This window comes from Rhizobium sp. CB3171 (assembly GCF_029714265.1).
Lineage (GTDB): Bacteria > Pseudomonadota > Alphaproteobacteria > Rhizobiales > Rhizobiaceae > Rhizobium.
Window position 1 is genome coordinate 10,907 of the sequence record NZ_CP121656.1, and the last position, 23,745, is coordinate 34,651.

Annotated in this window: 17 protein-coding genes; 9 read left to right on the forward strand and 8 right to left on the reverse strand. The window is 59.4% G+C overall.

Annotated features, from left to right (window positions below):
* Nucleotides 1-2: 2 nt before the first annotated feature.
* The 6 genes from QA648_RS35530 to QA648_RS35555 all read left to right on the forward strand — a co-directional run bounded on the left by QA648_RS35530 (nt 3) and on the right by QA648_RS35555 (nt 7,885).
* On the forward strand, nt 3-1,574 hold the full coding sequence (locus tag QA648_RS35530; RefSeq protein ID WP_283055072.1) for a Mu transposase C-terminal domain-containing protein: 1,572 nt from the start codon (nt 3-5) through the stop codon (nt 1,572-1,574).
* Nucleotides 1,565-2,503 (forward strand): TniB family NTP-binding protein, encoded by a 939-nt coding sequence (locus tag QA648_RS35535; RefSeq protein ID WP_283055016.1) that lies wholly within the window; start codon nt 1,565-1,567, stop codon nt 2,501-2,503. Before QA648_RS35530 ends, QA648_RS35535 begins: the two co-directional genes overlap by 10 nt.
* Nucleotides 2,500-3,642 (forward strand): TniQ family protein, encoded by a 1,143-nt coding sequence (locus QA648_RS35540; RefSeq protein ID WP_283055017.1) that lies wholly within the window; start codon nt 2,500-2,502, stop codon nt 3,640-3,642. Before QA648_RS35535 ends, QA648_RS35540 begins: the two co-directional genes overlap by 4 nt.
* Before the next feature lie 468 nt (nt 3,643-4,110).
* Nucleotides 4,111-5,070, forward strand: coding sequence for a DUF1403 family protein (locus QA648_RS35545; protein ID WP_283055018.1), 960 nt, complete (start codon nt 4,111-4,113; stop codon nt 5,068-5,070).
* A gap of 2 nt (nt 5,071-5,072) precedes the next feature.
* A complete protein-coding gene (locus QA648_RS35550) occupies nt 5,073-5,777 on the forward strand; it encodes an SMC-Scp complex subunit ScpB (protein WP_283055019.1) in 705 nt (234 codons plus the stop codon).
* Between the two features lie 101 nt (nt 5,778-5,878).
* Complete coding sequence (locus tag QA648_RS35555) at nt 5,879-7,885, forward strand: ATP-binding protein (RefSeq protein WP_283055020.1); 2,007 nt, start codon at nt 5,879-5,881, stop codon at nt 7,883-7,885.
* A gap of 152 nt (nt 7,886-8,037) precedes the next feature.
* On the opposite strand, the gene QA648_RS35560 is transcribed toward QA648_RS35555, so the two are convergent.
* From QA648_RS35560 to QA648_RS35570, 3 genes are all read right to left on the reverse strand, one after another.
* Nucleotides 8,038-9,312, reverse strand: coding sequence for a hypothetical protein (locus QA648_RS35560; RefSeq protein ID WP_283055021.1), 1,275 nt, complete (start codon nt 9,310-9,312; stop codon nt 8,038-8,040).
* Between the two features lie 82 nt (nt 9,313-9,394).
* On the reverse strand, nt 9,395-10,816 hold the full coding sequence (locus QA648_RS35565) for a UvrD-helicase domain-containing protein (RefSeq protein ID WP_283055022.1): 1,422 nt from the start codon (nt 10,814-10,816) through the stop codon (nt 9,395-9,397).
* Nucleotide 10,817: 1 nt separating this feature from the next.
* Nucleotides 10,818-11,924, reverse strand: coding sequence for an AAA family ATPase (locus QA648_RS35570; protein ID WP_283055023.1), 1,107 nt, complete (start codon nt 11,922-11,924; stop codon nt 10,818-10,820).
* A 203-nt stretch (nt 11,925-12,127) separates the two neighbouring features.
* On the opposite strand from QA648_RS35570, the gene istA reads away from it, so the two are divergent.
* Together istA and istB are read left to right on the forward strand one after the other, a co-directional pair.
* Entirely contained in the window at nt 12,128-13,654 is a 1,527-nt protein-coding gene (istA, locus tag QA648_RS35575) for an IS21 family transposase (RefSeq protein WP_283051926.1), read from the forward strand.
* A complete protein-coding gene (istB, locus tag QA648_RS35580) occupies nt 13,644-14,456 on the forward strand; it encodes an IS21-like element helper ATPase IstB (RefSeq protein ID WP_283051923.1) in 813 nt (270 codons plus the stop codon). Before istA ends, istB begins: the two co-directional genes overlap by 11 nt.
* A gap of 619 nt (nt 14,457-15,075) precedes the next feature.
* Here istB and QA648_RS35585 read toward each other — a convergent pair.
* Nucleotides 15,076-15,993 carry a nucleotidyl transferase AbiEii/AbiGii toxin family protein gene (locus QA648_RS35585; RefSeq protein ID WP_283055024.1) on the reverse strand — a complete coding sequence of 306 codons (918 nt, stop codon included), beginning with the start codon at nt 15,991-15,993 and terminating at the stop codon, nt 15,076-15,078.
* Entirely contained in the window at nt 15,990-16,592 is a 603-nt protein-coding gene (locus QA648_RS35590; RefSeq protein ID WP_283055025.1) for a type IV toxin-antitoxin system AbiEi family antitoxin domain-containing protein, read from the reverse strand. Before QA648_RS35590 ends, QA648_RS35585 begins: the two co-directional genes overlap by 4 nt.
* Before the next feature lie 100 nt (nt 16,593-16,692).
* Here QA648_RS35590 and QA648_RS35595 point away from each other — a divergent pair, with 100 nt between their 5' ends.
* Entirely contained in the window at nt 16,693-20,763 is a 4,071-nt protein-coding gene (locus QA648_RS35595; protein ID WP_283055026.1) for a helix-turn-helix transcriptional regulator, read from the forward strand.
* A 427-nt stretch (nt 20,764-21,190) separates the two neighbouring features.
* Here QA648_RS35595 and QA648_RS35600 read toward each other — a convergent pair whose 3' ends face one another.
* The 3 genes from QA648_RS35600 to QA648_RS35610 all read right to left on the reverse strand — a co-directional run bounded on the left by QA648_RS35600 (nt 21,191) and on the right by QA648_RS35610 (nt 23,699).
* Entirely contained in the window at nt 21,191-22,843 is a 1,653-nt protein-coding gene (locus QA648_RS35600) for an IS66 family transposase (RefSeq protein ID WP_283054807.1), read from the reverse strand.
* A 62-nt stretch (nt 22,844-22,905) separates the two neighbouring features.
* Nucleotides 22,906-23,259 (reverse strand): IS66 family insertion sequence element accessory protein TnpB, encoded by a 354-nt coding sequence (gene tnpB / locus QA648_RS35605; RefSeq protein WP_283054400.1) that lies wholly within the window; start codon nt 23,257-23,259, stop codon nt 22,906-22,908.
* Complete coding sequence (locus QA648_RS35610; RefSeq protein WP_283054806.1) at nt 23,256-23,699, reverse strand: transposase; 444 nt, start codon at nt 23,697-23,699, stop codon at nt 23,256-23,258. The genes tnpB and QA648_RS35610 overlap by 4 nt, the downstream gene beginning before the upstream one ends.
* Between the last annotated feature and the right edge of the window lie 46 nt (nt 23,700-23,745).

The following is a 23,745-nucleotide window of genomic DNA, read 5'->3' on the forward strand; positions in this document are numbered from 1 at the left end:
TGGTGTTGCTTCAGCGACCCAGCCGCTCTGACTTTCTTCGCGCCTGCCGCGAGCTCGGTCTTAGGCGGACCCGTCTTTATGAGTTGATCAGGGCGTATCGTGAGCATCCGCTCACAAGTTCGCTGCTACCGCAGCCGGCGGGGACGAGACGTGGGAGCCGGCGGCTGCCGGACGAGACCGAAGCCGTCATCGGCGAAGCGTTGCGGGATTTCTATAAGACGCGTCAGAAGCCGAGCATCAATCAGCTACACAAGGAAATCCGTAGGCTTTGCCGCTTGCGTGGCGTGCGGGTGCCGTCCTGGCATACGGTGAAGGCCCGGATCGCTGGCCTGGAGCCCGCCGCACTCATTGCGGCGAGGAATGGCCCGAAAGCAGCACGCGACCGCTTCCAGCCGGTTCCCGGGCAATACGAGGCCGCGTACGCCTTCGACATTGTCCAGATCGACCACACGTTGGCTGATATTATCGTGGTCGATCGCCAATACAGAAAGCCGCTGCAGAGGCCATGGTTGACGCTCGCCATCGATATTGCAAGCCGCATGATCGCGGGTTTCTACCTGACGCTGGAGCCGCCGTCGACGGTTTCGGTGGCGCTCGCGGTCCAGCATTGCGTGCTCCCAAAAGAGGCATGGCTTGCCGGGCTGGACATCGGCGCCGAGTGGCCGGTCTCCGGGTTTCCCGATGCGATCCATCTCGACAATGCCAAGGAATTCCGCTCCCGCGCCCTGAAGCGCGGCGCCCAGGAGTATGGCGTAGACCTCATCCACCGTCCGGTCGCCACACCGCACTATGGCGGCCATATCGAACGGCTGATCGGCACCATGATGGGCGCCGTCCATCTCCTGCCCGGTACGACCTTCAGCGACATCGACGAGCGGGGTGACTACGATTCAGCCGCCAACGCGGCGATGACACTGGACGAACTGGAGCGGTGGATGGCGCTTGAGATCACGCGCTACCACGCCGATCGGCATAGTGCCTTGGGGATCCCGCCGCTTGCAGCGTGGCGTGAAGCCGTCGCGCGGCGCGTCCGGCCTGTCCGGCAGCCCCACGATCTCGCCGGCTTCATGATCGATTTCCTGCCGAGCGTCGACCGGCTGGTGCGACGGGACGGCATTCACCTATTCGGTCTGCGCTACTGGGATGACGTGCTGAGCATCTGGGCCGGCCGGCTCGATCGGCCGCTGCGTGCTTCCTACGATCCGCGCGACCTCTCGACGATTTTCGTGCGGGGGCCCGACGGCGCGCAATGGCCGATCCGCTTTGCAGACCTAAGGCGTCCACCGATCACGCTGGGCGAGCACCGCCGCGCCCAGGCAGCTTTGCGTGAGCGCGGCCTGGCGCTTGTCGACGAGCAGCTGATTTTCGAGACGATCGAGGCGCAACGGGCCTTGGTCAATGAGGCGACCCGGCACACCAAAGCAGCCCGTCAACTGGCGGAGAAACGCGATCGGGCGCTTGGCGCCGTCAAGCCAAACCAATCGGCCGCTCCTGCTGAACCGCTACAAGCTCACGACGAGCCGCCGATCGATTGGAGCAGGGTGCCGATCTTTCCCGTCGAGGAATGGTCGTGAGCGGGCAGGGGACCTACGATCATCTTGACGACCACTACCGCCGTTACGCCGCGCTCCCCGACGATGAACGCGTTGCCTGGATCAAGGCCGACCGCTGGATCGGTTTCGATCAGGCTGGAGCAGCAATTGCGCGTCTGAATGCGTTGCTTGCCTATCCGCCGCGTGACCGCATGCCTTGCCTTCTGATCTATGGCGACACCGGCATGGGCAAGACCAAGATCGTCCGCAAATTCGAGCGCTCGCATCCGGCCACGTTCTGCCAGGCAACCGGCGTAACCAACAGGCCGGTTGTTGTGGCGCAGGTGCCCTCGGAGCCGGTCGAGCGCGATCTTTATCGGGAATTGCTGGCAAGCCTCGGGGCTCCCGCGCTCGCCGGCGGCACCCTTGCCCGCGAGAAAGACATTTGCCGCTCGTTGCTGCGCACCGTCGGCGCTAGGATCATTGTGCTTGACGAGGTCAACGGCATGCTGGCCGGCACCTATCGGCAGCAGCGGATTTTTCTGAATGCACTGCGGTTTCTCGCCAACGACTTAAAAGTGCCGCTTGTCTGTGCCGGGACCGACCTGGCGCGGCAGGCGCTGCTGACCGACGCACAGCTTGCCGAGCGCTTCGAAGCGCTGCATCTCAAGCCATGGAAAAACGATCATGTGTTTGCGGCTCTGTTGAAGAGCCTGACCCAGATCCTGCCGTTGCGCGCGCCTTCCGATCTCGAAAGCGACGCGGTGCGCGAGCGAATCCATATGCTCACCAGCGGCGTCACCGCACGGATTTTCCGGCTGATCGAAACGGCGGCCGAGGAAGCGGTCCGATCGGGGAAGGAGCGGCTCGACCTGATGAGCTTTGGTGATGACCTGGTTCTGCCGCTCGTTTCGATGACCCAATCCGCCGGACGACGTGCGCCTCGCAGGCCTCAACAGGTGGGCGCATGATGGCCCGGCATCTGCCTGTGGCGCCGCGACCCTATCGCGACGAACTGCTATCGTCGTGGCTCGCACGGGTAGCCTGCCGCTACGGTCTTACTCATCAAGCACTCGTTGGCTGGTTGGCCGACGATGGCGAAAGCCTTTCGCCAATTCAATCCATCGACGACCGGCTGCCGACCCCTGAACAGGTTCGACAATGGGCCCGGAACTGCGGTGTCGATCCGGAGCGGCTGCACCGATTATCCCTGAGCCGGCGGCATCCGCAACGTCCCAATTCATGGTACGTGAGCAGCGGACCGGACTGGCCGCCGTCACCAACGATCGGAGCCCCGCCGGTCTGCCTGGCCTGTTTAGCGGCCGATCATGCCGCCGGTTGCGACGCTAGGCTGCGGGCCGATTGGGCGCTCGCCGAGCACTGCATTTGCCCCGTGCACGGCCAACTCCTTTACGATCGCTGTCTCAGATGTGGTCACCGTCTTTCCGTCACGTTCCGCCTGCGCGAAGGACGTGCATGCGCGGTCTGCCGCTGGTGTGAAGCGCCTCTTGTCGATAGGGGAGGGGAGGACTCGGCGCCGCGGCATGTCGCTTTGATCGAAACAGCGCTATCGATCCAGAGACAGGTCGCACAAAGCGCCGACGGCGAAAGCCGCGCGCGTGAACAGCTCGCGCGGGCGCTTGCGACGCTCTGGGCGCCACTCGATCGTCCGACGGCAGCGCGCCCGACCTTGGCGCTCTGGTTGAACGAATCCGGTTGGCGTTGCCCTTACGAGGTTCGGCATGTCGTCGGCGCCAAGGCGCCGCTCGGCCAGTTGCCGGTGGGCTGGCGCTTCGTCACGCTGCTTGCTCTGAACGATGTGTTTGGCGCCGATCCGGATGAGGTCCGTACGATCTCGGAGATCGCCGGTCGTCTGACGCGCCGCGCGGCATCGCGGCGGATACGCTCCGTGCTTCCGCCGCCCCGCCCAATCGTCACGGACCCGTTGCCGCGCAGTTCGGCCGAATATGAGCGTCTGGCCAACCAGATCCTGGCGGACCCAGGCTGGATCGACGCACAACGCCTACCGCGGCGCAAACGCGATAGGGCTCGCGCACGGCTGATCGATGCAGCGCTATCCAGAAATGTACGGCCCGCAGCCGGGTCGTAGCCGCAAGAGGGACAAAGAAGGCGGAAAAATCGAGCCACACAGAAGGCCGTGGAACGCGTTTCGAGGGTCAGGATGAGGCGTCGATCGTCCGAAGCAAAAAACCGCTGAGCGGGCTTCTCTGGCCGAAATCAGCGAAAGCGGTGATTTTTTCGGAAGAGGCGCCTGCGAACACCCCGTCGGTTGCCGCGGCCGACGCCAACGCTGTTCGGATCGAGGGCGAGGCGCTGGACCGCTGCAGTCCACCGATCAAGCGCAAGACCAATCCGCTTAATGACTGCGAATTTCGAAACCAGAAACGCCAAAACGGGCTGTCCGGCGATCAAATGCGAGCGACATACCATTGTTCCGGATCTGTGTCAAATACGTCCGATAAGGCAAGATTATTGGACATAAAGCACCACTGACAAGCTGTGCGGTTTTGCGGTAAATCCATAGCACAAACCGCGCGCATCGATTATGATCCACCGCATGGATTCGCGCCTCCACTCCCCGCTTGCCGCCCCGATCGCGCCGGCGACCGTGCCGTCCCTGCCGGCCTGGGCGACCGCGCGCCAGCACGATCTGGGTGAGGCGGATGCCGCCGTCGCCGCCGGCATCGCGCTGAAATCACTCGATGATTTTGTGCGATCGCAGCGCGTCTACGCCGGCTGCTGGCGCCAGCGGCTGGCGCTGAGATGCGCGCAAGCCGCTGTGCAGCTGGTCGGCCGCAATGAGGGCGAAAAAGCCTTGCGCGACGCGGTGCTGCTGACCGCGCCCGGCGACGATCCGGGGCCGGCCGGCGCGATGGTTTTGGCCTTCAACAAGCTTGCGGCGAAGAAGCGGCCGATCGGCACGAAGGTTCTGCAGGAAGTGGCGGCACTGATCGGGTTGCGAAATGAGGGCCTGAGCGAGCTCGCCGATCTCTTCGACGCCGCGCTGCAATCCGGCCGTGCGGTGCCCTTTGCCGTCGCCGACCTGGTCGCCAGCATCTCTGCGGCGCGGCCCGACGCCGAAATTTTGGCTTGGTGGCTGGCTGATCGGCTGCTGGTGGAAAAGCTCGGTTGGGCGTGTGGTGTGCCGCTGCTGATGGGCGAACGCTACAGCGCCGCGTTCAAGACGATTGGTGGCCGCGGACGCGTGCGGCCTGGCGAGCCCGCTTTCCCGCGGGTGGTGTGCCTGGCGCTGGTCGCGGGCACGGCCGAGGCCCTGCGGCTGGCCAATGATATCGGCCGGCGGGCCGAAAAATTGCTGGCGGCAGCGCCGAAGGTGCGAACCAAAGGCGCCGGCGTCGTCATCCAGAAGTTGCTCGACGAGGACGCCGTGCCGGCCTCGGCGCCCGGCAGCCATCTTTCCCGCTGGGCCGCAACGCGGCTGTTCGAACGGCTGGAAAATTTTGGTGCGGTGCGTGAACTCTCCGGCCGGACCTCGTTCCGAATTTTTGGGTTGTGACGATGGCGGGAGCGAGCGAAGCCAAGATCAGCCGGCGTCAGGCGAAACAACAACAGGACATGCTCTACGACCGGGAGCTTGAAGATCTGCCGCCGGAACTGCGCTGGCGGGAATGGATGCTGCGGGTGGAGGCCGTTATCTTTGCTTCGGCGGAGCCCGTTTCCCGCGACATGCTCGTGCAAGTCGTCGGCAAGGAATGCAGCATCGACCTGCTTATCGACGATTTGCGAGACGAACTTAGTTCCCGCCCCTACGAATTGGTTTTGGTCGCCGGCGGCTGGCAGCACCGCACCCGGTCGCGGTTCGCCGAGACCATCCGGGCTTCGACGGCGCCGACGCGCGGCGCGGCAACAATGTTGTCGGACTTCGAGGCGATGGTGCTGATGGCAATCGGATATTTCCAGCCGGTCACCCGCAGTGAGTTGTCGAAGATCTTTGGCAAGGAGGTCAGCCGCGATACGATCGCGGCGCTCCGCAATGCTGGTTTCCTCGGCTCCGGGCCGCGCAGCCCGACGCCGGGAGCCCCGTATACCTATGTGACCACGAAGTATTTCCTCTCCCACTTCGGCATGGAGACACTGCACGACCTGCCAAACATTGAGGCACTCGAGGATGCGGGGCTGTTGAGCAGAGATTGGAATGGGAAGCAACAGGGTGGCTTACGAGATGAAGCCGAAGAGCATGTTGACATTTCAGGTGACGACTAGAGTTTTTTCCAAGCCGTTTGCTATAGGGTGGGCGCTTGCGCTGTTAGAGCGTTGGTAACGACGAAGCTCGTGAAAGTGCTGCCGCGGATGGGGGAAATGCAATGAGCAATGTCAATGTCAAGCGGCTCGTCGAGAACATCCGGTCTGGCACCAACATCTACACGCCACTGGTGGAGCTCGTCGTCAACGCAATTCAGGCCATCGACCAAAAAGGCAATACCGACGGATTGGTTCAGATCGAGATCATCCGAAGTGGCCAGGCTGACATCATTGACCGTATCGAGGAGATCGATGGGTTCCTTGTAAAGGACAACGGCATCGGGTTTACGAAAAGCAACCGAGATTCATTCGATACCCTCTACACCGAACAAAAGATCGCCGATGGCGGCAAAGGATTCGGCCGTTTCACCTGCCTGAAATATTTCAATCGCGTCAAGGTAACGAGCACGTTCGCCGATGGCGACGCGTACCATGATCGGTCCTTCAAGATGGGATTCGACAAGGACATTATTGTTGACGAGAAAACGGTTGCTTCAGCAAAGCGTGAAACTGGGACCGCTGTCGAAATCTCCGGGATCAAGTCGATCAAATTCCCGGACAAGCGGCTCGAAACAGTCAGCCGCGTGATCGTTGAACGGCTGCTTCCATATTTCGTGGACAAGGACCACACGTGCCCGCGCATCGTGATCCGGGAAGCGAAGGAGCCCACCGGAGGGGTATCCCTTAACGATTACTTGGGCAAGGAGAACAGTCAGATCATTGAGATGCCGGTCGAGCAGGGGACCTTCACGCTTTCAGCCAATGAGGAGAGCAAGAATTTTCAGGTTCGCGTCTTCAAATTCTATGCTCCAAGGTCGGCCAAAAGCAAAGTCAGCCTTGTCGCCCACCGACGTGAAGTCACAGATAACCCCCTTCAGGTCTATATCCCTGAGTTTGCGGAGGAGTTCTATGAGGCTGGCGCCGATCGGGATCTTTCGAAGGGACGCAATTTCGTCATCAAATCCTATGTTTTCGGCGATTATCTGAATGACAACGTTTCGCTCGAGCGAGGCGAATTCCGTTTTCAGACAGACAACGATCTTCTGAGCGGAATATCTCAGAGCGAAATCGAGAAAAGAGCCGCCGAACTCGCGCAATCGGCCGTAGGCGCGGAAATCAATGACCGAAAGATGCGTAAACAGGTGCGCATTGCCGACTATGTGTCAACCGACGCCCCCTGGCACCGGACCCTTGCGAATGAAGTCGACTTTGACGCCCTTCCCATGCGACCGTCGAACCAGGAGATCGAGCTCCATCTCCAGAAGAAGAAATACGAAAAAGAAATTCAGACCCGCTCCCAGGTGGCCGCATTGTTGAGATCGGAAAATCCTGACGAATTGGGAGAGAAAATCACTCAGCTGATGGACAGCATTTCCGACACGAGCAAGAATGACCTCATCCACTACGTCTCCATGAGGAAGTGCGTCCTCGACCTTTTTTCAAAATCCTTAGAACTGGATGTCGATGGAAAGCATAAGTCGGAAGGTGACGTTCACGACATCATCATGCGCCGCAAGAAAGATTCTGAAGACCTCGATTACGATGCGCATAATCTTTGGATGCTGGACGAACGTCTGAACTTTTCTTCCTACGTGTCGTCAGATAAGCCGCTGAACAAACCAAATGGTGATCGGACGGACATCACCATTTACAACAGGCGTGTTGCGTTTCGCGGCGAGAACGAGGCCAGCAACCCGATCACCATCTTCGAGTTCAAAAAGCCGCAGCGCGACAATTTCGCTGATCCTTCATCGAAGGAAGACCCTGTTCAGCAGATCGTCCGCTATGTGAACCAGATAAGAGAAGGCAAGTTCAAAACAGCCGCAGGCCGAGATATTATCGTTAATAGCACGACCCCATTTTACGGATACGTTGTCTGCGACTTAACGACCAAGGTCAGGAAGTGGCTTGAATTTGAAAAAGACTTCACACCCATGCCTGATGGACATGGGTGGTTCCGCTGGTTCGGCAACAATAGCCTCTATATGGAGGTCCTAAGCTGGACGAAGCTGCTCAGGGATGCAGAGATGCGAAACAAGATATTCTTTAGAAAACTGGGCATCGATTAGAAAACCTTCGCGAGAGTCAATTCGGCGATTGTCCGAGTACCGGCGAAGGCGGGACGTTCAGTAAGGAAGTTCTTTAGCGGATGGTAGGGGGGGAGTCGGCCGCGCAGACCCCTCATTACATCTCGCTTGTCAGATGCGCTCCCGCAACGCTCCTATGTTCGTTGCGGGTCCCAATGTTGGAGGATACGTCGGATGTCGTCGTCGCTTGACCTCCCCAGACCGAAATTATTGAGCACAGCATCGAAACCTTCCTTCAGGAACGAAAGTTGTTCATCAGGACCCCAGCTCCGACTTTGGCGCGTGTGCACTGTGCTATCTCGGCGCGCCGGTGGGGACTCGCTCTCCCATTGACCATGCCAGCGAACGCCTTTGAAGTGAGCGAGCCCGACCTCGACCAATTGAGCCTCGAGCGCCCCAAACCTATCGAGCATGGCCATTGATCGGCGAAGGGTCCTCGACCAATTTCCAAGGGCGCTTTCATGTCGAAATGTGGGACCAAATTTGGTGTCGGCCACCGCAGTGCCGTGAACCGCCCACACTTCGCCCGTTTCGTCAAAATAGCAGCAGACGTTGGATGTCTGAGGTTGACCATTCCCGGTTCGACCAGTGATCCAGTAGCTAAGATAGCCCTCTTCGCACGCGCCGTAATCACCCGACCCACCTCCTTCGATCGGTGCCCACAGGGCGAAATTGTCGGAAAGCTCTCTGATTTCGCTAACCGTCGGTGCCCCACGTGTCCAGCCGGCAGGGATCACCCGCAGGTAAGCGCGAGGGCCATGTTTGAAAGCGATGGTTTTTTCATGCCCCCTGCTGAGGCTATCGTTGTGGCTAAGGGTCTCAGCCGCCGATGCCCAGATCGACCTATCGCCAGATGCCGCGGCGACGCCAACGATCACCTGGTTTGCCGCAATCTCCTCGGCGTGATCACCGAGATTGACGGCAATCGCGTCAGCCAGCTCCTTTACCAGCTTTTTCTTCACGGATTCTTTGGTTTTCTTATCGGCGCCCTCCGGTAGGCAATACTGCATGGCCCGCCGGTGTCGAATATCGAATGGAAGGTCTTCGATGTTCCATCCATCGGCAGAGTTGAAAATGCAGACGATCCGCTCCGGACCTGGCTTACCCAGCGCCCATCCAAGCTCGACGAGTACATTGGGATTGGGCAAAGCTTTTCCGTTTTCTGATCTACCGATTGGAGTAACGTCAGCAACGAAAGCAGCCGATTCAGCGATTTTCCGAAAGATTGTTGCTGCAATTTCCGCCATTCCCGGTTGGCCTTTGGTGTCATGGTCGAGCTCAGGACGCGAGGCGGCGTCAAGGTTTAGGTTTTGGCCCGCCTGGGCGACGGCTTCGTCCAGACAACCTTTCAGAAAATGCCGGTGACGGTTCGGGGAGACATCGTTCTGCCAAGACCAGAAAACTTTCATGTAAGACCTCAGATAGAAACTAGCGAAATCGGTTATTCGCCTTGGCCGCACTGGACCGAGACGTACCGTTTCGATTTGTCCTTTACGGCAGTATTGGACTTCTTGAAAACACACGTATTGTGCGAGCGCCTCTCGATAGCGCGACATAGAGGTGTTCCTTCGTCATCGGATTGCGGGCATGGTCGGCATCAAGAATAATCACGTGGTTCGCTTCAAGGCCCTTCAGAAGCAATGTCGACCCGACCGCCTTCATCGGAACGGTCCTTCCCGCCTGCCTGCGTTGTTCACGCAATACAGCGATAGTTTCACTGGGCGTCTTCGCACTGCTGATAGCGGCAGACAGACAATCGATCAGGATGTTGAAGGCGCTGTGCCTATAAATGCGCCGCTCTCGATCGGCCTCCATCGAGCGGAGAAATGCGATCGCCTCACGGTAACCACCTCCATTGGCAAGTGTGATCGCCGCGAGCTCCTGAGGTGTTGGTGGCGTTCTGTTTCGATTATTCTGGATCGTTTGGACGCGCGCATGGATCTGATCTCCATATACGTTCACCATGACAGTTGCCAGAAACCGGGTACATGACTGCAGAAGGTCCGGCCCCGCTTGTCCAGTCATCTGCGCGGCGACTCCAACCACGTCCGGGAAATCAACAGGCTCGACTACGCTGACGCCTTGCGCGCGACTGGCATAGTCATGACGCGACTGAGCTTGGATCGAGTCGCCAATGATCAGCACGCTCTCGTTCGGAAACTGGCGGGCAATATCGTACTGGATTCTAACTTGTTCCGCGATCAGTGCACCCGGGTCCGCGCCGATCGGATGCCAAAAGATTCGATTCGGGCAGGTCCGTAGATCAATGCTGTTTCCGGACGCAAGGCGGTTTCTTGCTGCGACAAGCCAATTGCCAAGCTCAGGTGCGCCCGCGTTGTTCCATCGCCACGGCGTCGCCAAAAGACCGATCCGCGGGAACGTTGCCGCCGCTTGCGCGTGCCAGCCCGCAAGTGGATCATTGCCGAACCCAAAGATTGCTTGCATCGGATCACCGAAGACAACGGTGGGAATCGCATTGGCAATGCCACTGACGATCGTATGCTGGCTGAGCGAGCAATCCTGGTACTCGTCGACGAGGAGACGGCCGTACGTCGCACGGAGTTCTCGGTCAATGTGGCCCGACTGGCAAAGCCGACCGACGGCTGCTTGGATGGCGGGATAATTCGGCGGCAAGCGCGGGTCATGAAGGTAGGATGCCCGCTCGGGAAACATCGATACCATACCGATCGCCCAGCCTGCGATCGTGTTGAGTCTGTAGTTGGCTGTATGGACGTTCGCGCGTTGCAGCCGGAGGCGCAGTGCTGCTACACCGGCTGTCGTATGGGTCAGAACCAACGTCGGCTTTGACACCGCGCCGGCCACGCATCCGGCAATGAGCTCGGTTTTGCCGCAGCCGGCTGGCGCCTCCACATGACCGCGGCGAGTCTGCAGGACATCGAGAACCGTCACCATGTCATGAAGCCGTCTCGGCCGGCACGTTCATCACCCAATGCCAAAGAAGCTCGATCGGAGTTCGGAATAGTGGATTACAGCTCAGCATCTGCTGAGCGACGACCTCCCGCATGGCTCGCTCAGCCGGCTCGATGTCCTTGAACCATTTGCCGTCACCCGCGGCTCGTCCGAGAACCGGCCGCATTTCCTCTGTGAAGGAACCCCAGCACAGGGCCAGTGTCAGATTCCCGCCGCTGACAGCGCTGATCCGAGCGTTGACAGAATCCTCACCGCGCCAGTCACAGGCGATTGCCAGCAGAGCAGGGATAAGGGCGGCGGGCGCGGAGGCAAACAGCGCGCTTTCGGTCGAATAGCCTTCGGCCCAGCGGTATACGGTCACGCCCGCGGCGAGGAGATCCGTATAGACTTGGGGGGCGTATGGGACGTCTGAGTCCATGAAGAGCGCAGTTCGATAGCCCATAAGTGCAAAGATCTTGGCCCGCTCCATCATCGTTGAGCCGCCGCCGTCGGCCCAGTGTGAGCCATAAGAGAGGATGCTGCGCTGACCGCGCTCCTGAAAATTGAGATCGATGCCACGCAGAATACCGATCTCGGTCTTGCCTTCGCAGACGATGACGCTTGGTGCCAGGAACGCCTCCGCGCAAGCCCGAAGTGTCTTTTGTGCTGCTTCTTCATTGCCTAGATGGGTGACCCAATTTCTGGTCACTTTACGGGCGGGTTGGACCGTGATTCCCGCGTTGATGACGGGTGGGATCTTCTGGCTGAGCGCGCGGACCGCAAACAGCTGGGCGGAAGACAGCTCCCTTAACACGATCGGCGAATGTGTCGTCAGAAACACCTGCTGGCTTGTATCGTTGCGCTTGGCGCCGAGGGAGTCCAGGAGCCGCACGATACGGTAGGGCTCAAGACCGTATTCGAGCTCGTCGACGATAAAGATAGATGAGCGCCCAACCGCCTTTTGCAACCCTGCCACAAGCAGCCGTGTCGAGCCGGAACCGAGGTTTTTCATCGGAATCTGATCCTGATCGTGAAGTGAGATCGCGCCGCCGGAAAGACTGACGCCTCTGACATCCAGCAGAGCCTTCACCTCATCGACACGAATTCCCATGGCGTTGGAAATTTGTCTGGACGTTTCCAGAATAGCATCGACGCCTTGACAACCCTGATCAGCGAAGGCTTGCCGGGCCTGACGTGACGCTGTTGATTTGCACTGAGAAGTGACCCGGCATTACCGGATATTGTCATCGAGAATTGACCCATGTTTTGAACCTTGCTCCGCGTGTTTTCAGCGGGAGCTATGGAGTGATCGACATGGCGTTATTGAGCGTGATCCGACGCTGGCATTTTAGAGAGCATTTATCGATCCGGGAGATATGCCGCAGGACTGGCCTGTCCCGGAATACCATTCGCAAGTACCTGCGGTTGGGTGGCGTCGAGCCGAAGTTCAAGGTTCCGGAGCGGCCGAGCAAGCTTGACCCTTTTGCCGACCGGCTATCGGCCTGGCTGAAGACGGAGGCCAACAAATCCCGCAAGCAGAAGCGGACCCTTAAACAACTCCATGCCGACCTGCTGAGCTTGGGCTACGAGGGTTCCTATTGCCGTGTCGCCGCTTTCGCTCGAGAGTGGAGAGCCGATCGACAGAAAGAGCTTCAGACGTCGGGACGCGGAACATTCGTGCCTTTGGCATTCGAGCCCGGTGAAGCATTCCAGTTCGACTGGTCGGAAGACTGGGCGATCATCGGCAATGAGCGCACCAAGCTACAGGTTGCCCATACGAAGCTGAGCTATTCCAGGGCCTTTTTCGTCCGCGCCTATCTCCTGCAGACACACGAGATGCTGTTCGACGCCCACAATCACGCATTCCGCGTCTTCGGTGGCATTCCCCGGCGCGGCATCTACGACAACATGAAGACGGCGATCGACAAGGTCGGCCGCGGTAAGGAGCGCGACGTGAATGTTCGCTTCCTGGCGATGGCCAGCCACTATCTGTTCGAACCGGAGTTCTGCAATCCGGCGTCCGGTTGGGAAAAGGGTCAGGTCGAGAAGAACGTCCAGGACGCTCGTCATCGGCTATGGCAACCCATGCCACGCTTTCCATCTCTGGAGGCCCTCAACGAGTGGCTAGAGCAACGCTGCAAAGAGTTTTGGGCACAGACGTCTCACGGCCAGATGCGCGGCACCATCGCCGATATCTGGGCGGAGGAAGCACGGGCTCTTATGCCGGTTTCCCGTCCGTTCGATGGTTTTGTCGAATACACCAAGCGGGTCTCTCCCACCTGCCTCGTGCATCTGGAGCGCAACCGCTACAGCGTTCCGGCATCCTTCGCCAATCGACCGGTGAGCCTGCGGGTCTATCCGGATCGTGTCGTTGTCGCCGCCGAAGGCCTGATCATCTGCGAGCACCAGCGCATTATCGACCGCTCCCATGATCGGCCGGGACAGACGGTTTATGACTGGCGGCACTATCTCGCGGTCGTGCAACGCAAACCCGGCGCTCTCCGCAACGGTGCTCCATTCACCGAGCTTCCCGAGGCCTTCAAAGCCTTGCAACAACACCTGCTCAAGAAACCTGGCGGAGACCGCGAGATGGTCGATATCCTGGCGCTCGTCCTGCAGCACGATGAACAGGCCGTGCTATCGGCCGTCGACATGGCGCTGAAGTCCGGCGTTCCGACCAAGACGCATGTGTTGAACCTGCTGCATCGCCTCGTCGATGGCAAATCCTTCACTCCGCCGACGATAGATGCGCCCCAGGCACTGACACTCACCAATGAACCAAAGGCCAACGTCGAACGCTACGACACCCTGAGAAAGACGGAGATTCGCCATGCGTCATAACCCAGCAAGCGGCGCGATCGTGATCATGCTGCGGCAATTGAAGATGCACGGTATGGCCCAAGCCGTCGGTGAACTGACCGAACAGGGAGCGCCGGCGTTCGAGGCCGCCATTCCGATCCTGTCGCAGCTCCTCAAAGCGGAGACGGCGGAACGGGAGGTGCGATCGACAGCCTATCAGCTCAAGACGGCACGCTTTCCCGCTTACCGTGATCTGAACGGCTTCGACTTCGCAAGCAGCGAGATCAACGAGGCGCTCGTGCGTCAGCTTCATCGCTGCGACTTCCTCGACGAGGCCAACAACATCGTCCTGGTCGGCGGGCCCGGCACAGGCAAAACGCATGTCGCCACGGCAATCGGTGTTCAAGCCATCGAGCATCATCATAAGCGGGTTCGCTTCTTCTCGACCGTCGAACTGGTCAACGCTCTCGAGCAGGAGAAAGCTCAAGGACGGTCCGGTCAGATCGCCAACCGGCTCATACACTCCGATCTCGTTATCCTTGACGAACTCGGATACCTGCCGTTCAGCGCATCAGGCGGTGCATTGCTCTTCCATCTGCTGAGCAAACTATACGAGCGGACCAGCGTCATCATCACCACCAACCTGAGCTTCAGCGAATGGGCCAGCGTCTTCGGCGACGCCAAGATGACCACCGCATTGCTCGACCGGCTTACCCATCACTGCCACATCCTCGAAACCGGAAACGACAGCTTCCGGTTCAAGAACAGCTCAGCGCATGAACCCAAAATAGCAAAGGAGAAAAGTAGGAACTTGACCACCACCACCGACCCGAAACATACCTAAGAGGCGGGTCAATTCTCGGCGCAAATGCCGGGTCACTTCTCAGTGCAAATCAACAATCAGGCTCAGCTAACCGAGCCGTGTCATGCAGTCGGGCTTGGAACCTGGAGCCGATACCGTGAAGAGGAGAATAGAAGTGAATGACTTGACGCAGGCTTTCCCATGTGAGGTGGCATGGGGTGGGCAGTTGCCGAATGAGTTCGCCCCAGAAGTCGAAAGGCGGCCTTGATTGCCCGTTATCCGGAAGACCCGTTGTCAAATCATGCCAATCCCGAAAACCGCCGGCTCGGGCTACCGCGGCCTGGCATTTTGATAGTGGGAAGATCAGGCTGCTTGCGTTGAGAACACGCTTAGTTGCTTGGCAAGATTCTTGGCGCCGTCGAGCGTTGAATACATACTGCATCCTTCGTTCCGGCCAGTATCGACGCGCTGCTCGTCTCAGGCGGCCGGATGAGGTTGCGGTCACGTGAGGATATTGAAGAACGTTGGATCAGCAATCCTTCGCCAAAGCAGCGGCCATGCCGACGTCAACGGCAGAATCGTAGGTTACCGTTTTCCATTCTCAGACACAAGCGGATCAAACGAGCAGCGGAGAGCGAACCCTTCTGCGATTACCGATCGGCTATCGCCAGCTGTATTCGACTGGGTCCCAGCGGCTCTCGGCCCCGCCGGGGGCATTGAGGCCCGCAATGACTGGCTCGAAGAAACGCGTGAGCTGGCGCTGAAGCTCAGGAAAGGCGGGAGGTGCCAGCATTGGCGGGTTGCGCTCGAGAAAACCGCTCCACAAACCTTTCTCCGCAGCGATGGTAGCGTAGGCCTGCGAAAATCCCTCGGGCCTCGCGGTTGGGACGGCCGTTCCGCGGCGCGCCAATGTGCCGGCGACCGCATCGATCACAGTCGAGAGCTGAAATTGAAAAATCTGTGTAGTGAGCCAGATGTCATAGAAATCCTTGATCCGGCCGTTCGCCAGTCCGAAACGGATCATTGCTTCGAACTTTTCCGCGACGACGGTCTCGGGCGGATACATCAGTATGCTGGCCGTCGGCAGATCCGGAAGAATGCTCGGGAACGACGCCAGCTTAGGCGCCGGATAGACATGATCTCCGAAGCCGATGTCAACTTGCACTCGAATGATCGCCTTGGCGAGCTCGCCATTCAGCATGACACGAGCGCCCTGATACTTGTCCGCTTCCCGGACCGGATCGACCTTGATGCTCGCGAGGTCGAAGTGCAAACCGTCGTCGGCTTCGACCGCACAGATTTGCTGGAAGGTTTCAACTATCGCAGCGGGGTCAGGATCGCCGTGACCCAACAGATCGAGATCGCCGGTGGGTCGAAAGACATTCTCTGGCCAGGTTACGAAGAGCATCGCTCCTTTGAGAACGTAGCGGTCGCGCACGCCCGATTGACTGAGGCGAAACAACAAACGTTCAATGGCGAAGCGCGTTAGTGTACGCTGATATTCCTCACCAGACTGCTTTGCGTGCATGAGCAGTCTTGCGCGGATAGACGCCGATTTGTCCTTGATGATTTTAGTCATTCCTGTAGCGCCCGGATCAGAGGCTCCATGCGCGCCGAGCACCGGTCGATCGCTGCGTATTTCATGAGTTCGTTCGGTGTCGTCTTGCGAAATCGCAGGGCATCGCGAAGCGCTTCAATCGCGACGTCCTCGCCAACAAGGCGCCGATATTTGAAGCAGTCCGCTACGGTTTTTGCCACGCCATAGATAGGCACATCGACGCCTTCGACCGAAATCCTCTCAATGCCGGATGTTAGGGCATCACCGGTTGCCCGCACGATTTTTACTGGAAACGATGGTGATATCGGCGCTCTTGCCTTATGAGGGATCATCATCCAGACCGCATGCGGTAGCTGAGTGGTCAATTCGTGTTGGCGAAGTGCGCTGATCAGGCAGACTGTGCCGTTCGCCATCAACCGGGTAGCTTCTGCCAGATCGTGCGCGACGTGCTCACCAACACGGTCTGGATCCTGATACAGTCCACGTCCAAGTCGCACGAGGTCGCCGGAATCGGTCAGGCGTTTCAGATAGACGAGGGGGATGCCGGCCGACTTGAAATCACGGGCCCGCACGATGCCGCGAGATCTGGCCAGTTCGAGCGCGCTATCCCGATAATTCATATGATCGTGGCCTCGGTTGTTACCTTATGTCGGCATATATATACATCCTGCCGTCAAAAAATAACAGGTTGAATTAATTTCGTGACGTCATATATTTCATATGACCATGATGAAGTCGAGCCAAACCTCCGAACTGACACCTAAACACGTGCGCGCCGCGCGCGCCCTCTTGGCATGGTCTCAGCAGGACCTCGCCAAGACTGCTGGCGTAGCGACTTCTACGATCGCTGATTTCGAACGGGGACAACGCACACCTGTCGCCAACAACGCCCAAGCGATCAGGAGTGCGCTTGAAAGCGCCGGCGTTCGGTTTTTGCCAACAGGAGCAGTCATCGGTCCAGCCATTCCCCCGATGGACGTGTCCGATCGACCGGGCGTTCCCATTCGTTGGGTCAGCGCACAGGATCTCTCGGATTGGGCAGACCGCAATGACGGCGTCTCCGGTCTGCCGACTCTAATTGCAAACCTCGTCCGCGCCACACACGGATCGGCCCACTTGCGGTTTCCTTCCGATGAAGGTGTCCGGCATTCGGGCTGGGACGGGCATACAATTGCTGCCAAAGGAAGTATTTACGTCCCGCAAGGTGAGACTGGCTGGGAGATCGGCGCCCAGCGCAAGAATGTTTCTCATAAAGCCAGCGAAGACTACGCGAAGCGCAGCTTGGATCCGTCACCCATCGAGCCTGCCAATGCGACCTACATCTTCGTTACACCCCGGCATTGGCCGGGGAAAGACGAATGGGCGAAGACGCGAAAGAAGGAGGGTCCGTGGCGCGACGTTCGGGTCTATGATGCAAACGACCTGGTGCATTGGATCGAGCAAAGCCCGGCCGTCGGTGCCTGGCTGGCCAGAAGGCTCGGCAAGCGCCCCGACGAAACCCGTGAACTGGAGGACGTGTGGAGCGAGTGGTCGCAGGCAACAGAACTGCCGCTCACGGCCGATCTCGTCCTTACCGACCGCGACGAGGATGTCGCGGCCGTGCTTCGATGGCTGAGAAGCCCCCCGTCGGTCATGTCCCTCCGGGCGACGACGGCCGACGAAGCGGTGGCGTTTTTTCACGCGGCATTGAGCGAGTTGCCGGATGAATTTGCACAGACTTACCGCGCACGCTGCCTTGTGGCTACCACCGAGGATGCTGCGCGACAGCTTGGAGATGCTTCGGGGTCTCTCATACTCGTTTTGACGGCTCCAAACCCAGGCCTCAGCCGGGTCCTTGCCGGGAAGGGCCATTTCGTCCTTCAGATCTATGATGAGCGGGCGGCTGGCGATGGAGATGTGAGGACGCTTGCCCGGCCATCTCGCGAAGGCATTGCAAACGCGCTTATTGCAGCGGGCATGTCCGATACGCGGGCGGAGACGCTTGCGCGCGACAGCGCGCGCGAGCTGTCGGTCCTGCGGCGACGCCTGCCGGGTGCGCCAGGCCGCCTGCCGGCCTGGGCAGTCACGTCACCCCCTCGCGCCCTGCTGGCAGCGCTGCTGATCGGCGGCTGGCACGATGAGAGAAAGGATGATTGCCGCATTCTTGAGGAAATCGCTGGCCAGCCGTATGAAGAAATCATCAAGGAGCTCACTCCTATGGTTCGCGACCTGGACAGCCCCTTGCAGAAGGTCGGGCCGGCATGGCGTGTAACCTCGCCAATCGATGCCTGGTTTCTGCTTGCTCAGAATCTTACCAATGATGACATCTCGCGGTATGAGGCTGCGGCATTGGATGTTTTGGGCGCAGCGGACCCCCGTTTCGAGATGGAACCAGATGACCGCTGGATGGCCAACGTCCGCGGAATTCAACCTCCGTACTCTGGCCTCCTGCGTCACGGGATCGGCCATTCGATGATACTGATGGCGCTATGGGGCGACAGGGTCCGGACGGTTCCAGACGTGGGGCGACGTGTCGATCATATCGTGCGAAAACTCCTTCAGGCAGCCGATGGCCGTCGGTGGTGGTCTCTCTCTGGTGATTTCAGGCTCCTGGCGGAAGCCTCTCCGGGTGCATTTCTGGACGCTATCGAGGAAAGCCTTGATCGTGATCAGCCTCCGATCGAGGCGCTGTTCGGAAGCGATGGGGGCGGGATCACCGGTCAGGAACATCTGGCCGACTTGATGTGGGCGCTCGAATCTCTCGCCTGGTCAAAGCAACTCATGCCGCGTGTTACCTATGTCCTCGCGCGCCTGGATGCGGTTGATGTAAAGCCGCGTCGGTTCACGAACGGCCCGGCCAACAGCCTCCGCAACATCCATCTTCTATGGCATCCGGAGACATTTGCGACACTCGACGAAAGATTGAGAGCACTTGACCTGATCAGGAAGCGCGAGCCGGCCAGTGCCTGGAAGCTGATGATCGGGATACTTCCGCAAGGACGCGACCACATGTCGCCGTCCGCCGTGCCGCGGTGGCGTGACTATTCGGTTGATGACGAGGAAGTCGTCACTTGGGGCCTTGTGGAACGAGGGACGACGGAAATCAGCAAGCGTTTGCTCGATGATGCCGGGATCGATCCGCAGAAGTGGTCGGACCTTCTGGATTGCCTCGCCGACCTCGTTCCGGGCACGGAAGTCGCACTGGCGAACCTTGCCGCCGCCGAGCCGAAGATGATTGACGAGGACGCTCGCGCTACCCTGTGGCGCAAGCTCCGTTCAACGCTCCACAGGCATCGGCAATTCCCCGATGCCGATTGGTCGCTGGACGAGCCTGTCTTGATCACTTTGGAAAGAGTCTATCATCGATTTGCTCCTGCCGATCCGATCGAGCGGGTGGCATGGCTGTTCAACCAGACCGTGGAACTCCCTGACCGCGTCTCTGCCGGGTGGGAAACTGAGGAGCGCGATATTGAGGAAGCGCGGAGGCAAGCCGTAGCGGGGGTTTTCAAAGTAGGAGGAATTCCGGCGATCCAAGAGCTCGCACGACGAGCAGAAGCCACAGGCTATATTGGCAAGGCGCTCTATGATGCACGTCTGCCTTCAACCGAGTTCGATAAGCTGCTTGAGTTTTTCCTCAAAGCCGACGATTCCACGCAACGGGACGTCGCGCATGGTATTGTGGTGACTGCCTCTCGTGATCGCGAGAAAGAATGGCTCGAGGGCCTGATCGAAAAAGCAGTTGCTGAGAACTGGAACGAGGAGGCGCTTCTCACATTGCTTCGCGCCATGCCTGCCGCGCGCTGGGTCTGGGAACGTGTTTCCGAAATCGGCGGCTCCATCGAGACGACATACTGGCGGACTGCCCGGGTCATGTGGATCGATGATCGCGAGGATGACGTCGTCTATGCGGTACGCAAGCTCATTCAGATGGGCGCGCCACTGCGAGCGGTGGGGCTCGCTGGCCGGATGCGGAAGTCCGATCTTCCTTCGGACCTTCTCATTGAGGTACTGACCGAGGCAGCAAAGCAACCCTTCACTGGCGATCCAGGTCATAATGAACTCGGCATGTTTCGCCATCATGTTGCGGAGCTCATGCAGATCCTGGACAATCGCGATGATGTCGAACGAGAAGCGCTCGCGACCCTTGAATGGAACTATCTTGAAGTTTTGGAGCATTCCCAGCGACCTGCAAAAGCGCTCCTCGCCGAGCTCTCGGAGCAACCAAAGCTTTTTGTCGATCTCCTGAAAGCCGTTTATCGAAAAAGCGATGATGAAGACGGTGGCGCGGACGAGCCTGTGCCCGCGACACCTGAAATGGCGAAAGCAGTGGCGAGCCGCGCTTATGCGTTGCTCGGACACTGGAACAGAATTCCTGGGACACAGAACGATAGCTCAATCGATCCGATCAGACTGACCGAATGGATCAAAGAGGCGAGGAAGCTCGCTCGCGAGGCGGGTCGCCTTGATATTGGCGATAGCCGCATCGGGCATATGCTCTCCTCGTCACCAGATGGCAAGGATGGCAATTGGCCAGCCGAGGCTGTTCGGGAGGTCATTGATCTCTTCCACAGCAAGGAAATGATCGACGGCTTTGTCGTGGGCAAGATGAACCGCCGCGGCGTGACGACCCGTATGCCTCGCGACGGCGGATTGCTGGAGCGAAGAGAGGAAGCGCGCTATCGTGAGTCGGCGGATGCGATCATTTTTGATTATCCCCGCACGGCCAACGCTTTGATCCGGCTTGCTGACTATTACGAGCGAGACGCCAGACGCGAGGACGAGCGGGCCGAACGGTTAGATTGGCGCGGCTAGTGTCTCCCAGCCGACTTGCGCCCGACTAGGTGATGGGAATGAAACGGAGGTCTTGCGGGACCTGAGGGCATTTGCCGAGAATATCCGCATTGCCTCTTTTTGTAATAAGAGAACGCTCGAAGAACTAACTTCCGCCCGCATGAGGACCGCATTTCTAAGCTACCCAGTAGACTGGCAAGGCGTAGTCGGTGGCGCCTTGGCTGATGGGATCATCGGAAGCTATCTGTACTCAATGCCGACTAGCAGCCAGTCCGCTCTGGCCCATTAATCGCCCCGGAGGCGAACAGACGTTCCCCATTGAGGAATTTCAGTGTGTTAGCTCAATTTCTATGTATGCGGCGTCCACGCCCCATCGATTTTTCAGTTGCGGCAACCTGAGGCCGATTTTCGGCCGTCAAATGAGCTCACCGAAGAGTACCTGACGAGCTCATTGTGAGGGCTTGGTGCGGGCGGCATGGGCCCATGGCATCAGGGCATCGATGTCTTCGGCGAGGTGGCCGTTTGCGAGGCGGGTGAAGAGGTCGCACAGATAGGCGTAGGGTTCAACGCTGTTCATTTTACAAGTGCCGATCAGGCTGGCAAACCGGGCCCAGTTGCGGCCCCCTTCATCGTGCCCCGCAAAGAGCGCATTGCGGCGATTCATGGCGGGTCGGCGGATCGCGTTTTCCACCAGGTTGGAGTCGATATCGACGTGGCCGTCGTCCAGGAACAGCCGGAATCCGGCCTGTCGCGTCAGCATATAGGCCAGGGCTTTTCCGAGGTCAGACTTGCGTGAGACGCGCTTGGCTTGCGCTGCCAGCCAGGTGAAGAACTCGTCCACCAGCGGGAGGGACAGGTCCTGTCGAACTGCCCGGCGATGCTCGTGATCGCAACCCCGGATACGGCCTTCGATCTTGTAGAGCGCGGCGATCCGCACCAGCGCCTCGTCGACGATCGGCGATCCACTCTTTGGCGTGGCCTTGATCAGCTTTCTGCGCCCGTGCGCCCAACAGAAAGCCAGCTTCAATGGATCGCCACCCATCCGGTCCGACGTGGCGAGGTGAGAGTAACCACCGTAGGCATCCACCTGGATTGTCCCGTTGAACCCGTCGAGGATTTCAGCGGCATATTCGCCTTTACGCCCGGGCCGATAATGGAACACCACGCCCGGCGGCGCAGAACCGTTCCAGCCGCGGTCGTCACGCAACACGGCCCAGAGATAGCCGGTCTTCGTCTTGCCTCGCCCCGGATCAAGAACCGGAGCTGTTGTCTCGTCGACATAGAGCCGCGTGCTTTCAAACAGCAGCCTTTCGGCCATGTGGTCGACCACCGGTGCGATTTCGCTGCCCGTGCGCCCAAGCCAATCGGAAAGGACCGTGCGGTCGATCGGCACCCCGTGTCGCGCCATGACCTCGGCCTGCCGGTTGAGCGGCATATGTTCGGAATGCTTGGAGACGGCAATCTCAGCCAGAAGGGCTTCCGTCGGCCAGCTCCCTTCCAAGAGATGCGCCGGCGCTCTGGCCTGGACGACGCCCGTTCGACCCTTGGGGCAGGCGTATTTCGGGCGGATCGTGACGATCACCTCGTAGCGTGCCGGAATCCGGTCGAGCCGTTCCGTCCGGTCTTCGCCGATCCGGACCATGTTGCCGCAACCGCAGGGGCAAACGATGCTCTCGGGCTCGATCACTCTCTCGACCCGCGGCAGGTGTTCGGGCAGTGCACGGGCCTTACGCTCCTTGCGAGGGGCGGCCTTGTCCGGATCGGATGCGCTGGCTTCGATCTTTTTCTCGACGGCGGCGATCCGCGCCTGTGTTTCGGCAATCGCCGTTTCAAGGTCTTCCAGCGCCAGTTCCATCTGCGCCGGATCGAGCTTTTCCGATTTCGGCCCGAACTTGGTGCGCCGATAGTCGTGAACCTGACACTCAAGCTTCTCGATCAGTTCCTTCAACTCGGCGATGAAGGCGTCCTTTTCGGCCACCACAGCCTGCTCATGCTGACGTGCAGCACGCTCGACCGACAGTTCGAACTGCATCGCCGCAAAGGCTTTGACCACCTCGGGCGGAAGGTCCGGAAACAGGCTGAGATCAAGGGGCGACGACATGCGGCCTTATAGCAAGGCAGCACAAAAAAGCCAAATAAAACAATGCAAAGACGGCCGGATATTCACCCTGCCGCCGACGGCGCGATCACCCGTTGCGCCATGACCCGTCGCCAGTCAAGACCTTCGAACAAAGCCTCATATTGAGCCCTGGAAAGACGCATCGTCCCATCCTGAACCTTGGGCCAGGCAAAGTTTCCATGTTCAAGAATTTTGTAGGTTAGCACCATTCCGGTGCCATCCCATACCAGGATTTTCAGGCGATCACCGCGCTTCGACCGGAAGATCACCGTCACCCCGGAATGCGGATCGAGCTTCAACTCGGTCTGCACCATCAGAGCCAGCGCCTGATGCCCACAGCGGAAGTCCACCGGCCGCGTTGCAATCAGGATCGGCAGTCGTTGGCCCGCGACGATCATGCCGTCCCTCGCATGGCTCGCACCAGAGCCGCCACACGTTCAACCGGCACATCGCCGGGAACCCGCATCACAACATCCGGGCCGATCTCCAACGTCAAGACCGACGAAACCGCCGCCGGCAGCGGCGGCGCCAAAACATTCACAGCCGCGCTCGGCTCTGCCGCAATCGCCAAAGGCACAAATGCAGGCTCGGCATCGCCGCTCTCCGACTGGCCCGACATAGTCTCAAAAGGCAACGCCAGAATGCCCTCGCGCACTTGCCGGCGCCACAAGGAAAGCTGGTGCGCAACAACGTCATGACGGCGCGCGACATCAACAACACGAACACCAGGCTCAAGGCTTTCCGCCACGATCCGCGCCTTCACATCATCCGGCCAACGCCGGTTTCCGCGGCGCGGCTCGACAACTTCGTAGCGCCCAACAAATCCATCATCTGCCATGCAAATCTCCAGATAGTCCTGGAAACCTTCTCGCACACGCGGCAAG